This is a genomic window from Ruegeria sp. HKCCSA071, assembly GCF_017872555.1.
Taxonomy (GTDB): domain Bacteria; phylum Pseudomonadota; class Alphaproteobacteria; order Rhodobacterales; family Rhodobacteraceae; genus Ruegeria.
Genome location: NZ_JAEDOX010000006.1, coordinates 32,822 through 46,095 on the forward strand (window position 1 = coordinate 32,822; position 13,274 = coordinate 46,095).

13 protein-coding genes are annotated in these 13,274 nt (G+C 54.3%); 3 read left to right on the plus strand and 10 right to left on the minus strand.

Annotated elements, in window-relative coordinates; genetic code table 11:
• Positions 1–119: 119 nt before the first annotated feature.
• From I9188_RS13115 to I9188_RS13130, 4 genes are all read right to left on the minus strand, one after another.
• The gene (locus tag I9188_RS13115) at positions 120–575 is read right to left on the minus strand and encodes a YaiI/YqxD family protein (protein ID WP_209507115.1); all 456 of its coding nucleotides are present in this window, start codon (positions 573–575) and stop codon (positions 120–122) included.
• Complete coding sequence (gene sthA, locus I9188_RS13120) at positions 572–2,029, minus strand: Si-specific NAD(P)(+) transhydrogenase (RefSeq protein WP_209507114.1); 1,458 nt, start codon at positions 2,027–2,029, stop codon at positions 572–574. Before sthA ends, I9188_RS13115 begins: the two co-directional genes overlap by 4 nt.
• 3 nt (positions 2,030–2,032) lie before the next feature.
• Positions 2,033–2,866, minus strand: a complete 834-nt coding sequence (fghA, locus tag I9188_RS13125) for an S-formylglutathione hydrolase (RefSeq protein WP_209507113.1) — start codon at positions 2,864–2,866, stop codon at positions 2,033–2,035.
• 102 nt (positions 2,867–2,968) lie between these two features.
• Entirely contained in the window at positions 2,969–3,898 is a 930-nt protein-coding gene (locus tag I9188_RS13130) for an AEC family transporter (RefSeq protein WP_209507112.1), read from the minus strand.
• A gap of 145 nt (positions 3,899–4,043) precedes the next feature.
• Here I9188_RS13130 and I9188_RS13135 point away from each other — a divergent pair, with 145 nt between their 5' ends.
• Positions 4,044–4,661, plus strand: a complete 618-nt coding sequence (locus I9188_RS13135) for a TetR/AcrR family transcriptional regulator (RefSeq protein WP_209507111.1) — start codon at positions 4,044–4,046, stop codon at positions 4,659–4,661.
• Between the two features lie 200 nt (positions 4,662–4,861).
• Here I9188_RS13135 and crcB read toward each other — a convergent pair whose 3' ends face one another.
• Positions 4,862–5,224, minus strand: coding sequence for a fluoride efflux transporter CrcB (crcB, locus tag I9188_RS13140; RefSeq protein ID WP_209507110.1), 363 nt, complete (start codon positions 5,222–5,224; stop codon positions 4,862–4,864).
• Positions 5,221–5,589 carry a CrcB family protein gene (locus tag I9188_RS13145; protein ID WP_209507109.1) on the minus strand — a complete coding sequence of 123 codons (369 nt, stop codon included), beginning with the start codon at positions 5,587–5,589 and terminating at the stop codon, positions 5,221–5,223. Before I9188_RS13145 ends, crcB begins: the two co-directional genes overlap by 4 nt.
• A gap of 251 nt (positions 5,590–5,840) precedes the next feature.
• Between I9188_RS13145 and I9188_RS13150 the strand changes: the two genes are divergently transcribed.
• Entirely contained in the window at positions 5,841–7,421 is a 1,581-nt protein-coding gene (locus tag I9188_RS13150) for an FMN-binding glutamate synthase family protein (RefSeq protein ID WP_209507108.1), read from the plus strand.
• 85 nt (positions 7,422–7,506) lie between these two features.
• Here I9188_RS13150 and I9188_RS13155 read toward each other — a convergent pair whose 3' ends face one another.
• The 4 genes from I9188_RS13155 to I9188_RS13170 are packed head-to-tail and all read right to left on the minus strand — an operon-like array spanning position 7,507 to position 11,423.
• Positions 7,507–8,163 carry an ABC-type transport auxiliary lipoprotein family protein gene (locus I9188_RS13155; protein WP_245220638.1) on the minus strand — a complete coding sequence of 219 codons (657 nt, stop codon included), beginning with the start codon at positions 8,161–8,163 and terminating at the stop codon, positions 7,507–7,509.
• The gene (locus I9188_RS13160) at positions 8,160–9,476 is read right to left on the minus strand and encodes an MlaD family protein (RefSeq protein ID WP_209507107.1); all 1,317 of its coding nucleotides are present in this window, start codon (positions 9,474–9,476) and stop codon (positions 8,160–8,162) included. Before I9188_RS13160 ends, I9188_RS13155 begins: the two co-directional genes overlap by 4 nt.
• 5 nt (positions 9,477–9,481) lie before the next feature.
• Positions 9,482–10,297 carry an ATP-binding cassette domain-containing protein gene (locus I9188_RS13165; RefSeq protein ID WP_209507106.1) on the minus strand — a complete coding sequence of 272 codons (816 nt, stop codon included), beginning with the start codon at positions 10,295–10,297 and terminating at the stop codon, positions 9,482–9,484.
• Position 10,298: 1 nt separating this feature from the next.
• Positions 10,299–11,423, minus strand: coding sequence for an MlaE family lipid ABC transporter permease subunit (locus I9188_RS13170; RefSeq protein ID WP_209507105.1), 1,125 nt, complete (start codon positions 11,421–11,423; stop codon positions 10,299–10,301).
• Positions 11,424–11,680: 257 nt separating this feature from the next.
• Here I9188_RS13170 and I9188_RS13175 point away from each other — a divergent pair, with 257 nt between their 5' ends.
• Complete coding sequence (locus tag I9188_RS13175) at positions 11,681–13,252, plus strand: alkaline phosphatase family protein (protein ID WP_209507104.1); 1,572 nt, start codon at positions 11,681–11,683, stop codon at positions 13,250–13,252.
• Positions 13,253–13,274 lie beyond the last annotated feature (22 nt).

Consider the following 13,274-nt stretch of genomic DNA (forward strand, 5'->3'; position numbering starts at 1 on the left):
TCGGTCTCCGTTTGCGAATAGCCTGATCAGAAGTCTTTCGCAGCCTGCGTTCTTTCTGCGGGCTTGTAAACGGGCGTTTCTGGTTGCAGGCTCGTATTTTAACTTGCCGATGATTGCACTTATCCTCGGGTCGCCACGCGAAGTTCCCGCTCTAAGGCGTCCAGAAACCTTGAACGATCGGCTTTGTTGAATGGTCGGCCGCCGCCTCCGGCCCCAAGCGGATTGGCGGCCCGAAGGTCAGCCATCAGATCACGCATTGCCAATTGCTGGCCTATGTTGGCTGCCGTAAAGGCCTCGCCGTTCGGGCGCAAAACTCGGGCACCCGCTTCGACGCATTTCGCAGCCAGAGGGATATCGGAGGTAACAACTACATCCCCTGCGCCGCAGCGTTCTGCTATCCATTTGTCGGCTTCGTCAGCGCCTTCCGAGACCACGACGACCTGAACCAACGGGTTTGCTGACGGTCGAAGACCGCCATTCGACACCAGTGCCATAGGCACCTTGTGTCGCGTTGCAACCCGTTCGGCCTCGGCCTTTACAGGGCAGGCATCGCCATCGACATAGAGCGTTGTCACGCCTTTTTGGCCTCTTTTTTCTCTGGTTCAGCAGGTTTTTTCCGCACCTTGAATTCGTCCGGGATCGGCATCCGGTTGAAAGCATCCAGCCCGGCGATCTTGTAAGCCTCGGCCAGAGTTGGATAGTTGAACGTATTCTGAACGAAGTAATCGACAGTGCCCTTCAGGTTAAGCACCGCCTGAGCGATGTGGATCAGTTCAGTCGCACCTTCGCCCACAATCTGCACACCCAAGACACGGCGGGTCTTCAGCGAAAACAGCATCTTCAGCATGCCGTGTTCCAGCCCCATGATATGCCCGCGCGAGGTTTCGCGGAATCGGGCCACGCCGACCTCATACGGAATGCCACGTTCCTGAAGTTCTTCCTCGGACATGCCGCAGGTGGAAATTTCGGGAACCGAGTAGATACCATATGGGTACCACGGGCTTTCCGGTAGTGTAGGTGTCTCGAGCGCATGGCAGGCAGCCACACGCCCTTGCTGTAATGAAGTCGAGGCCAGCGAAGGGTGACCGATCACATCCCCGGTCGCATAGATATGCGGAACCGCGGTCTGATATGTCTTGCGGTCTACCTTGATCCGATTGCGGTGATCGGTTTCCAGTCCAACTGAATCCAGATTGAGTTTCGATGTTGCGCCCATGCGCCCGGCTGCAAACAGCAGCATTTCCGCCCGCACGTGGCGCCCGTTTTCAAGGGTCACTTCCACATGCTCGCCCGCATCTTCAATCTTTTCGACAGCCGATCCCAACCTCAGATCAACACCGTTTTCGCGGATCTGATGGGTGAAATCATGAATCAAGCGGCTATCGATGAAGTCCAGAAACGTATCCCGCGGCTCGATCAGCGTCACCCGAACGTCCAGTGCCGAGAACATCGTGGCGTATTCGACCCCAATGACCCCGGCACCGATAACAACCAGTGAACGCGGGATTTCCGCCATTTCCAGAAACTCGTCGCCATCGACCACGGTCTTGCCGTTGAACGGAACATAATCGGGGCGGTAGGTCTTGGTTCCTGTCGCAATCAAAAACTTGGCGGCCGTTACACGTGTGGTCTCTCCGGCATCGGTGGCGACTTCCACTTCATGTGGCCCGACGAACTTGGCTAAACCGTCCAGAGTATCGACGTGGTTCCGGTTGAACTGATGTTCCAACACATCGACCTCGTGATCGAGGGTCATGTGCAGGCGGGCTTTCAGATCTTCGGCGCGGATCTGGTCTTTGACCCGATAGGAACGGCCATAAAAACTGCGCTCGCGCCAACCGGACAAATTCAGAACTGTTTCGCGCAATGTCTTGGATGGGATAGTGCCCGTGTGAACGGACACCCCACCAAAACGGTCTTTACGGTCGATCACCAGAACCCGTCGCTTGAGCTTGCCAGCCTGAATGGCTGCAGAACGCCCCGAAGGCCCGGAACCGATGATGACCAGATCATAATCGTATTTGCTCATACCTCAGTCTCCGTACAGCGCTTCGGCGTGGAAAACGATGTGATCTTCCATGAAGGTAGATACAAAGAAATATGAATGGTCGTACCCCGGCTGGAGGCGGATGGTTGCTTGCTGGCGACGCTCAGCGATGGCTTGGGCAAGCGCTTCGGGGCGCAGGAGGTCCATGAACTGATCATTGGTGCCCGTATCGATCAGGATGGGGCCGTCGAAACCGGTTTCTTTCATTAACAGGGAAGCATCGTGTTTGGCCCAAAGAGATTCATCATCCCCCAGATACGCGCCCAGCTGTTTGCGCCCCCAGTCAGCGCCCGTCGGGTTCGCGATGGGTGCGAAGGCCGAAACCGAGCGGTACCGTCCCGGAAGGTTCATGGCCAACGTCAATGCACCATGCCCGCCCATGGAATGACCCGTGATGGCCTGACGTTCGCTATCGATGGCAAAGTTTTCGAACAGCAGGGCGGGCAATTCGTCGGCAATGTAATCCCACATCCGAAAATGCGGTACCCAGGGCTCCTGCGCGGCGTTCACGTAGAACCCAGCGCCTTGACCCAAATCGTAGTCGTCGTGATCCGCAACACCTTCACCGCGTGGCGAAGTGTCGGGAAACACCACTGCAATTCCCTGTTCCGCAGCCCACGCCTGTGCGCCAGCTTTTGTCATCGCGTTTTCATGGGTGCAGGTCAGACCAGACAGATACCACAAGATCGGAACCGGGCCATCTTTCGCCTCCGCCGGAAGAAAAAGGCCAAACGTCATGTCGCATTGGCATGCCGACGAGGCGTGGCGATACACACCTTGCACTCCGCCAAAACAAGCATTTTCCGAAAGGGTTTCCATCAGGCATCGTCCTTATTCTAGAGTCGCAACATGGCTAACGATCCACGGACCCGGCGTAAAGTCCGAGTGCCTTTGGAGTGAGTATTTTTGAAAAGGTGAAGGTCAGGGGGTACCTAGTGCCGCAATAACAAGTGGTATGGTGACAATGCTGACGAGCGTCGACAACAAAATAGCAGCCGAGGCACGCTGTGGGGCAATGCCGTAATGCGCGGCCAGCATATAGACATTTCCTGCTACGGGCAGAGCGGACGCCGCAATTGCAACGCTTGCCGGGAATGTTTCGATCGGGATCAGCCAGATTAGGGCGATTGCTACGAAAAGCGGGTGGAGCACTAGTTTGCAGAAACTCAACCAGCCAGCGATTTGAATTCTTTCCGCGGATTTGCTTGCCAAGGAAGCACCGATGGCAAAAAGTGCTCCGGGGGTTGCGGCACCACCCAGAATGTCAAGAAAGCTGTTCAACGGATCGGGAACCGGGATTTGCAGGGATGACCAGACGAGCCCGGCAGAGATCGAGACAATCATCGGGTTCTTGAGCAGACCCATTCCAATCAGTTTGAATGTGGCTGGGGTCAGCCTTCCGTCGCGCCCACCGTTGATCAGGATCACGATCAGAGACGAGAATACCACCAGATCTACGGTCAGGACCAGCATGACCGGGCCAATAGCGGCTTCGGTGAACAGCAGCGCGAGCATTGGCAGGCCAAGAAAGCCAACGTTCCCAATAGCAGCGCATTGTGCCTCAACCGCCGAAGTAGGCACGTCAAGGCCGCGTATCCACGCTATGCAAGTTGCTATGCCATAAACAGCAGCGGTGCCTATGAGATAACCGAAGATCAGTCTTGCGTTGAAAATCTCGGCAAAGGGCAGGGTCGCTGCAAATCGAAACAACATTGCCGACAGCGCGAAGAAGAAGACGAACTTGGTTAGATATGCGGTTGCTTCAGCTGTATAGAACCGTGTGCACCCAGCCCAAAAGCCAAGGCCGATGATTGCAAAAAAGGGAAGTGTACGCAAAAAGATATCGGCCATGGGCCAAGTCCTAGCACGGTTTGAAGCCGTCGCAAGAGCCCTGGGCCACAATTAGAACATTGGCAGATATCAGCGGAATACGAGAATCCTTGTACCTGAACCGAACGGTTTATAAACTGTATCAGGTATCGCTTGAGGAGATGACATGACCCAGACCGCCACCATCCTGCGCACAGGCCGAAAGTTCGATCAGGTTTTGCGCGGGGCCCGAGAGGTTTTCATGGCGGATGGATTTGAGGGCGCAAGCGTGGATGATATTGCCCGCGCGGCTGGGGTGTCAAAAGCAACCTTGTACAGCTATTTCCCGGACAAGCGTCTTTTGTTCATGGAAGTTGCGCAAACAGAATGCTGCCTGATGGCTGAACGGGTCGTGGCGATGATCGACGAGACCAAACCCGCCCGCGAAGTACTGATGATCGCGGCGACGCAGCTGACGGCGTTTCTGGTTTCAGATTTCGCGCAGCAAGTATTCCGGATTTGTGTTGCCGAACGGGACCGGTTTCCGGAACTCGGCCGCGCATTTTACGAGGCGGGGCCACAAAACGGCCAGCGTCAAATGGCGGAATATCTTGAAAAGGCCGTGGCCAAAGGTGAGTTGGCGGTTGAAGATGTTCATATCGCGGCCGAGCAGTTTTCCGAGCTTTGCAAGGTAAGGATCTGGACCCGCGCGGCCTTTGGAATTCAGAATTCGTTCAGCAAAGAAGAAATCGCTGAAGTAGCGACACAAGCCGTTGATATGTTTCTTGCCCGTTATGGGGTCTGATCCGATTAAGAAATGGCCCATGTCCGGATCAGGGACACAGACCATTGCTCACACACCAGAACACTCGATGCAGTTCAGCTTACAGCGATAAGTCTTTTCAAACTCTTTATTTGTCAAACCGTCGGCGCGGCTTGGGACTCAACGTAGGCTGGAAAGAAAAGCAGATAAGCGTCCGAGTTTGTTGCCCAGTTTGGTGCGCTTTAGCTCGCTAGCAACAGGCCAAGCCAGAAAGAAAACCAGCACAGAGCAAGGCTGATCAGAATATTGCCTGCTGCCAAATACAATGTGCGTTCGCGGTGAAGTTCAAGCGATTGGTAGGCAAAGCTGGAGAAAGTCGTAAAACCGCCGCAAAACCCGAAAACAAGGCGTTTTTGGTCCTCGGGTATGTCTACAGGACCGCCCAGATACCCAACCCAGATCCCCAGCAGCAGGCTACCCAACACATTTACGAGCAAGGTCGCTAGTGGAAAGTCGTGCCGAATCTTCAGCGCCAGCCAATGGCGCATCACGGCCCCCAGACCTCCACCCAAAGCGAACATGGAATGAAGATACAATTCGTTCATGACGACAACGTTTTGGAATGAAAATGTCGACCAAGTCTTTCGCCAATCAGCGCGGCAGCAAGGCCAAATGAAACTTCCAGCCCGATTGCCAGGGACGTTACCCATAGGCCGCCATCGGCTATTCGTTCAAGATCAGCAACAAAAGATGAGAAGGTCGACAATCCACCGCAAAACCCGACAGCGCCAAGGTGCAGAACATGCGCGTGCACTTTATTGCGCACGGAATACAGCCAGCCCAGAACAAAACAGGCGACCACGTTGATGCCGAAGGTCGAGGTGAGAAAGCTTAGGCCGGGGATCTCTAGTGCAAACGCCTCACGCAACAACGACCCAAGCGCACCGCCTGAGAAGACGGACAGAAACATCACGCTTTTTCGGTCACGCCAGAGGTGGGATTGTGTGTTTGCCAAGGATTGGCCCTTTGTCGTCCGTTAAGCGTGATTTATCCGCCGGTTGCACCGGGTTCAACAGTTGGTCCGTTCGTAACATGATTTCACGTTTGCGTCCCTCAGCAGACATTTTTTCGCAGACACTTGAAATAAAAATTCAATCTGTTTCACGTTGAGTTCTGACAGCATGGCTCATCGGCCCGATAGAAACACAAGGAGTTTGGAACATGATTGTCCGCAGAATTTTCTTTTTTCTGAGCTGTGTCTGTCTGCCCTTGGTTCTGATCCTTGGGTTCTTCTGGTCGCCTGCGCATTGGCTTCTGCTCATTTTGTTGCCGTATGCGATCATCGGTCTTTATGATGTTCTGACGACCAAACATAACGTCCTGAACAATTATCCGGTTCTTGGGCATTTCCGGTACATGCTGGAATTTGTAAGTCCGGAAATTCGCCAATATTTCGTGGAAACCAACGAAAGTGGACGGCCTTTCAACAGGATTGTCCGAGGGTTGGTTTACTCTCGGGCCAAGGGGCAGGTGGACACACAGGCGTTCGGCACGCAATACGACATTACGGAAACCGGGTATCATCGTGCCAACCACTCACTAGCCCCCAAACATGTGGACAAGAGTGAAGAACGTGTAATGCTGGGCGGTCCACAATGTACGCAACCATACAGCGCCTCACGCCTCAACGTGTCTGCCATGAGCTTTGGCGCGCTCAGCGCCAACGCCATCCGCGCGCTGAACGGAGGAGCCAAGGATGGGGGGTTCGCGCATAACACCGGAGAGGGTGGGCTGTCACCGCATCATCTGGCCGAAGGTGGTGACATCATCTGGCAGATCGGGACGGGTTATTTCGGGTGCCGGACCCCTGCTGGTGGATTTGACAAGGACAAGTTTGCCGAAAAGGCAGGCAAGGACGTGGTCAAGGCCATTGAGATCAAGTTATCACAAGGTGCAAAACCTGCGCATGGCGGTGTTCTGCCTGCCGCCAAAGTCGATGCCGAGATTGCCGAGATACGGGGTGTGCCCGAACATCAGGATGTGATTTCTCCGCCTACCCACAGCGCATTCGATGGGCCCACAGGTTTGATGCATTTTGTCCAGCACTTGCGAGAGATGTCCGGCGGCAAACCTGTCGGTTTCAAGCTGTGCATCGGCAAGCCGTCTGAGTTTATGGCGATCTGCAAAGCAATGCTTGAAACGGGTATTCTGCCGGATTTCATCACGATTGACGGGGCAGAAGGGGGCACGGGCGCAGCCCCGGTCGAATTTACCAACCGGTTGGGTATGCCCCTGAACGAAGCCTTGATCTTAGTCAGCAACTGTTTGCGCGGTGTCGGGGTGCGTGACAAGATCCGTATCATCTGTTCCGGCAAAGTGGCGACCGGATATGACATGGTCGAGAAATTGGCGCTTGGCGCCGACATGTGCAACTCGGCGCGCGCGATGATGTTTGCGGTTGGTTGCATTCAGGCATTGCATTGCAACACAAACCGTTGTCCCTCAGGGGTGGCTACACAAGATCCCATCCGCGGGCGCGCTGTGAACGTGACGCAGAAACGTCAACGTGTTCATCGCTATCACGATGCCACACTGGAAAGTTTCCGCGAGCTTTTGGGTGCCATGGGCAAGGAAAAAGCATCCGAGTTACATCCCCGTGATATCCTGCGCCGAACTGCGGACGAGCATGAGCGTACCTATGCGGAGCTGTATACTTATCTTGAGGATGGTGCCTTTCTAAAGGACGACATTCCCGAAGAGTTTGCGGATGATTGGAAACGAGCTTCGGCCGCCCATTTCTGATATACGCATTCGGTAGGGAAATGCTTGGCCATGCGAAAGCGTACGCGTAGTTGCTCGCTCATTTCCCCTTCGTACACAGCTTCTGCTACCTGGGAATAGATCGCGGATTGTTTGCTGCATGGGTATTGATCTTGCGAATACTCCATTCAACAGAATCTCGCATCGCGCGCCCTAAAGCCAGATCAAATGCGCTGATCAGGTCGGGTGTCTGATCGCTGGTCGCCACAACGTTTTCCTGAAACGAGCTGGATGCAATGATTTTGTCTTCGTACTCGTCGATCACCTTGATATTCATGCGCACTTCAATACGAACTTTGGTTCCGTTCTCGGTGTCCGCGATCACAACCCCCTGAAACTCTCGAAGGTCGGGTACAATTATGTAATCGGCCCGCAGGCCTACGGTTGAGCGTCCAACGGCTGCAACTTTGCCCGAGTTCTCAAAGCTTTCGATCAAAAGGGTCTGAACGATCAAAGGTGCGCGATCCACCCAACGGGCGCGGGGCAGGTATTGCACCTGCAACGGAGTAGGTTGAATGGCAATCTGGTCCGTGTTCACTGCGGCGGTTGCCGACGGTTCCTGAACGACGATCTGCTTTTCAATCCTGGGCAGTGCCGAGGAAAACGTGCTTTTAGGTGTAAGCAGATACAAATCATTTGGTTTTGCCGCTTGTTGCAATGTGCCCAAACCAGCGCAGCCGCCAAACAAGACAACCATCAGCATTGCAAGTGCAGGCTTGATCATTGACGAAACTCCGATGCTTGGGTGCCCAACAGGAAACGTGCCGGATCGCGTTGAACTTTGTCTACGAGGCGATCCAGACCGATAACTAGACGCTGGGATTCTTCGATGAAACGAATAAATTGAGGCAACCCGACACGCAGGAAATCCGAAACTTGTCGGCGGTTGCTCTGAACAATGCCATCGATGGTTCCCAGTAGTTCGGACGCGGAATTTGACGCGCTCAGGACGTCGTCCGAGATCTGGTCGATCTTTTCCGTGATGTCCGCGACGGTTTCGGTCACCTGATTGGCCGCCTTCCGGACATCTTCCGCAACAGGTGCCACGTCTTCCTCCATGACACGATTTGCAGAGTCAAAAGCGGATTCTGCCGAAGCCAGCGCCCCCTTGGCGGACTCCATCGTCGTAGTAATCGAACCAAGCGTCGTATTGGCGTTCATCACTGTTTCGTTCACAATTCCAAGGGTAACGCTGCCTTCATCAGACAAAACGGTCAATCGTTCAGCCAGTTGCGAGCCTCGCTCGATGAAAGGCTTCACGTCTTGCTGCAAAATACGGTCCGCCGTCTGAATGGTTGTATTAGCTTCATCCAGCGCTGTCTTGGCGGACTCGGATGCCGTTTTGACAGCTTCCAGTGTTTCAGAGCCGGTCTTGAGCGTTGTTTGAGCGGTTTCGATCAGAGGGTCCAGCCGCTTTGAAAACGCGCCAATATCCTTCGCAGCGCTGCCGATGTCATTTGCGACGGATTCAAAACTTGTCAGTGTCTTGTCCAGTTTACCTGTAGCCGAAGCAAGATTGTCCAGAATACCGCTCACAGCTTCCCGGTTTTTATCATCGACGACTTTGTTCAGGTTTTCCAAAAGCGTCACGGCTTCGTCCAGAACTTTTGGCGCGCCTTCGAACAGGGATTGAATTGTGCTGCGTTTGCTCTTGATAATGCTCTTTTGTGGCAATCGTTCAGCGTTAGCTGATCCGCCGGTCAGTTCAACATAGCCGACACCGGTTACGCCAAGGGACTGAAGCTGTGCGATTGTCTCATCGGTTATCGGAATGTCTGCGTCCACTTCGATCCGCACCCGAACCTTTGACGGATCATTTTCGTCCAGCTGCAAGGAAACAACCTGCCCGACAGGTAAGCCGTTGAAGTTCACGCCGCCAGCTGCCGACAGACCTGCGACATTGTCAAATAGTACATCGTAATAAGCGTATTGGCGCGTGATCTCAAACTTGGCGAGCCACAGGAAAAAGCCGAATGCGCCCAGCAACCCCGCGAGGGTAAACGCGCCAATGAGGATATAGTTCGCCCGGGTTTCCATTGCCTTTACCTGTTTTGCCCCTTCTGCTGCGCCGCGCGGGCGCGGGGGCCTGTGAAGTATTCCTGTACCCAAGGATGGTCGACCTTGGTCATGTCCTCAATCGGACCTTCAACCAACACGCGCTTTTCCGCAAGCACTGCAACGCGGTCACAGATGGCGTAAAGGCTGTCCAGATCATGGGTGACCATAAAAACTGTCAACCCAAGTGCCTGCTGTAACTCGCCGATCAGTTCATCATATGCCGCTGCGCCGATAGGGTCCAATCCTGCGGTCGGTTCGTCCAGAAAAACGATCTCGGGGTCAAGGGCCAGCGCCCGGGCCAGCGCTGCGCGTTTGCGCATACCGCCCGATAATTCCGAGGGAAACTTACCGCAACTCAGCTGTGGCAGACCCACAAGGCTGATCTTCAATGCACCCAGAGACTCCATCAGTTTTTCGCTGAGACCTGTGTGTTCCCGCAACGGAGCCATCACATTTTGGAGCACGGTCAGCGACGAAAACAGTGCCCCGTCCTGAAAGGCAACGCCCCAGTGGCGTTCGATTCTGCGACGATCATCTTCCGGACCATTCAGAACATCGACGCCCAGAACTTCGATTTCTCCGGCGGCGGGTTTGTTCAGCCCTACGATAGTTCTGAGTAACACGGATTTACCGGTGCCCGACCCGCCGACGATTCCCAGAACCTCTCCCCGCCAGACGTCAAGATTCAGGCCTTCATGAACCACTTGCGTACCGAACTGAGTTCGGAGCCCGCGCACACGAATGACCGCCTCGCGGTCTGTGGTCGCGGCCAACGATGCCTGTTGTGTGTCATTGTTCATGTCATATTCCGATCTCTGAGAAGAAGATCGAAAACAAAGCATCGATTGCGATCACCATGAAAATGGATTGAACAACTGATGCTGTCGTACGTTGACCGACACTTTGGGCGGACCCTTTGACCTGCATTGCCTGCCAGCAGGCAACTACGCCGATGACGAGCGCAAAGAACGGTGCCTTGATCAGGCCGACCGCCAGTTGCCAGACGTCGGTGTTTTCCTTCAAACGAGTAAGAAACATGCCGGGGCTTACACCCAGGTCGATCCAGCTCATCAAGGCGCCGCCAAACAGGCCTGCCATATCGGCGACAAACCCCAATATGGGCAGCATGATCAACAAGGCCAATACGCGGGGAATGACCAAAACTTCGATCGGGTCCAGACCCAGTGTTCGCATTGCGTCAATTTCTTCCTGCACTTTCATCGAACCAATAGATGCGGTGAATGCAGAACCCGAGCGCCCGGCAACGATTATGGCCGTCAACAATATGCCCAATTCACGTAGAACCGAGATCGAGATCAGCTCGACCACGAATATCTCAGCTCCAAATTGCTTCAGTTGGGTCGCGCCCTGAAAGGCCAGTACGACACCGATCAGAAATCCCATAAGGGCCACGATTGGCAGTGCCTTGAACCCGGTTTCTTCCATGTGCGTGACCAGCGCTGCCTTGCGCAGTCGCCATGGCATGACAATGGTACGAAACAGCCTATGCAGTGTCAGACCCAGAAATTCGAGGATCGAAAGTGTGTCCCGCCAGGCACCTACCGTGATGTGGCCCATTTGGGCGATCAAATCTAGCAGACTTCGCGGTTTATCAAGCTCACCGGGTTCGTCGGGGATGCTGCGGGTTACAGTATCGATCAGAGTGGCATGTGCTGGTTTCACCCCTTGAAACTCAAGTGTTGCACCTTGCGACGTGAAGCGTCTGCCGAGATCCGCGATCAGCCAGGCACCGCCTGTATCAAGAGCTTCGACATCGGACAGATCAAGAACGACCCTGTCTCCGGTTAGGCGGACAGAGGCAAAACCCTGCTCAACGGTTTGCAGCGATTGCGTGAGCAGCTCTCCGGATATGCGTACACGAGTGCCGCTGGAATCGTATTCTGAGATTATCGTGGGCTGCGTCATGAGGTCATGTGAAGTGAAACACTCGAAGACCGCAACGGCTTTGTGCCATTGGACATCTTTTTGCCGCGCCGCATTGCCTTGGCGTCACGCCGGTCGCAGTATTGGACCGCCTTGAACTGATCCCCGCCAGATGTTTTCGCTCTGCGACTTTCGTGTGGATTATGTGCCCATGCACAACCCACAAATCGGTTGCGCATAAGCCGGAAGCAAGACACATTCCGCGTTGGTTATTACGGCGCGGAACAGGAGAAGTCGGTATGCATCAGACCAAGAACGTCTTGTTTGTCATCATCGATCAACTCAGAGCGGATTGCTTGTCCGGGGCCTTGGCAGATCATGTGAACCTTCCAAATTTACGGGCTTTTATGGATGAGGCTGTGACCTTTACCCGCCATTTTTCGGTCACCAATCCCTGCGGTCCCTCGCGCGCGTCGATCCTGACCGGCCAATATGCGATGAATCACCGGTCGGTAAGAAACGGCACGCCGTTACGACACGATACCCCGAACATCGCCACGGAAATGCGTAAGGCTGGTTACTTGCCAATGTTGTTTGGGTATACAGATACCTCCGCCGATCCGCGCGTCCATGATCCCAATGACCCAGATCTCAAGTCTTACGAGCAGTCGATGACAGGGTTTGTCGAAGTTGTCGAAATGCGCCTTGAAGAATCATATCCGTGGCAAGCGCATTTGATGAAAAAGGGGTACCAATTTGAAACGTACTGGGATGTCTACAAGCCCGTTTCGCCTGTTGGTGGACAGCCGCGATTGAACGATCCCGCGCTGTATCGGGCCGAAGACAGCGACACAGCCTTTTTGACCGATGCCTTCCTGGACGGAATCGCGCCGCATCGTGGAAAGGGTTGGTTCGCCCATTTGACCTATATCCGCCCTCATCCGCCATTGGTCGCACCGGCCCCTTACAATGATATGTATGACCCGGCGGGCATCCCTTTGCCGCATTGCTTGCCAAGCGCGGCAGCAGAAAAAGCACTGCACCCGTTTTTCGGACCAAAGCTGGATACCTATAGCGCGAAAAAATTCGTTCACGGTTTCGACGACGTTGAACCTACAGACAAAAACATTCGCACCTTGCGTGCTATATATCTGGGTCTGGCGACTGAGGTTGATCACCACATCGGTCGTGTTGTCCAGTACCTGAAGGACAGCGGGCAATATGACGATACACTTCTGGTTATCACCGCCGATCATGGTGAAATGCTGGGGGATCGACACAGCTGGGGCAAAATGACGGTCTACGACGCAGCGTATCACACACCGCTTATGATCCGTTTGCCAGGGAACGAAGCTGTGGCTGGAAGCAAGATCAAAGTACCAACCGAGTCCGTGGATGTCACTCCGACCATATTGGACTGGATAGGGCAGGCTGTTCCGAACGCTATGGATGGTCGGTCCTTGCTGCCATTGTTGCGGGGTAATATCCCAGACGATTGGCGCGATTATTCTTTCAGCGAACTTGATTTCTCAGAACCTGAAAACCCGACGTTATGGCAGCAAGAATTGGGGACCGGTAACAGCGACTCGTGTTTGGGAATATTGCGGGATGAACGGTTCACCCTGGTCGAGTTCGCTGCCGACCTGCCCCCGATCCTGTTCGACCATCAAGGTAAGGGCGAATTCGAGAACGTCGCGGAGAATCCAGATTTTGCAACGGATCTCGCACGGTTAAGCCGACAGATGTTGCGCCACAGGATGAGAAACATGGACCACACGTTGTCCTTGCACTCGATCACATCTGAAGGTGCAAAATCCCGTCCCAGATACTCATCTTGGAACGCGGATATTGTCCACCTTCATCGTTTCTAGCGCCGCCGGCGTATTGTTGCGG

Bases quoted from the DNA above. Each gene is read 5' to 3' on its own strand.
- I9188_RS13165 (WP_209507106.1), bottom strand. From the start codon at position 10,297: ATGAACAATGACACACAACAGGCATCGTTGGCCGCGACCACAGACCGC.
- I9188_RS13170 (WP_209507105.1), bottom strand. From the start codon at position 11,423: ATGACGCAGCCCACGATAATCTCAGAATACGATTCCAGCGGCACTCGT.
- I9188_RS13135 (WP_209507111.1), top strand. From the start codon at position 4,044: ATGACCCAGACCGCCACCATCCTGCGCACAGGCCGAAAGTTCGATCAG.
- I9188_RS13145 (WP_209507109.1), bottom strand. From the start codon at position 5,589: ATGTTTCTGTCCGTCTTCTCAGGCGGTGCGCTTGGGTCGTTGTTGCGT.
- sthA (WP_209507114.1), bottom strand. From the start codon at position 2,029: ATGAGCAAATACGATTATGATCTGGTCATCATCGGTTCCGGGCCTTCG.
- I9188_RS13155 (WP_245220638.1), bottom strand. From the start codon at position 8,163: ATGATCAAGCCTGCACTTGCAATGCTGATGGTTGTCTTGTTTGGCGGC.
- I9188_RS13150 (WP_209507108.1), top strand. From the start codon at position 5,841: ATGATTGTCCGCAGAATTTTCTTTTTTCTGAGCTGTGTCTGTCTGCCC.
- fghA (WP_209507113.1), bottom strand. From the start codon at position 2,866: ATGGAAACCCTTTCGGAAAATGCTTGTTTTGGCGGAGTGCAAGGTGTG.
- crcB (WP_209507110.1), bottom strand. From the start codon at position 5,224: ATGAACGAATTGTATCTTCATTCCATGTTCGCTTTGGGTGGAGGTCTG.
- I9188_RS13130 (WP_209507112.1), bottom strand. From the start codon at position 3,898: ATGGCCGATATCTTTTTGCGTACACTTCCCTTTTTTGCAATCATCGGC.
- I9188_RS13160 (WP_209507107.1), bottom strand. From the start codon at position 9,476: ATGGAAACCCGGGCGAACTATATCCTCATTGGCGCGTTTACCCTCGCG.
- I9188_RS13175 (WP_209507104.1), top strand. From the start codon at position 11,681: ATGCATCAGACCAAGAACGTCTTGTTTGTCATCATCGATCAACTCAGA.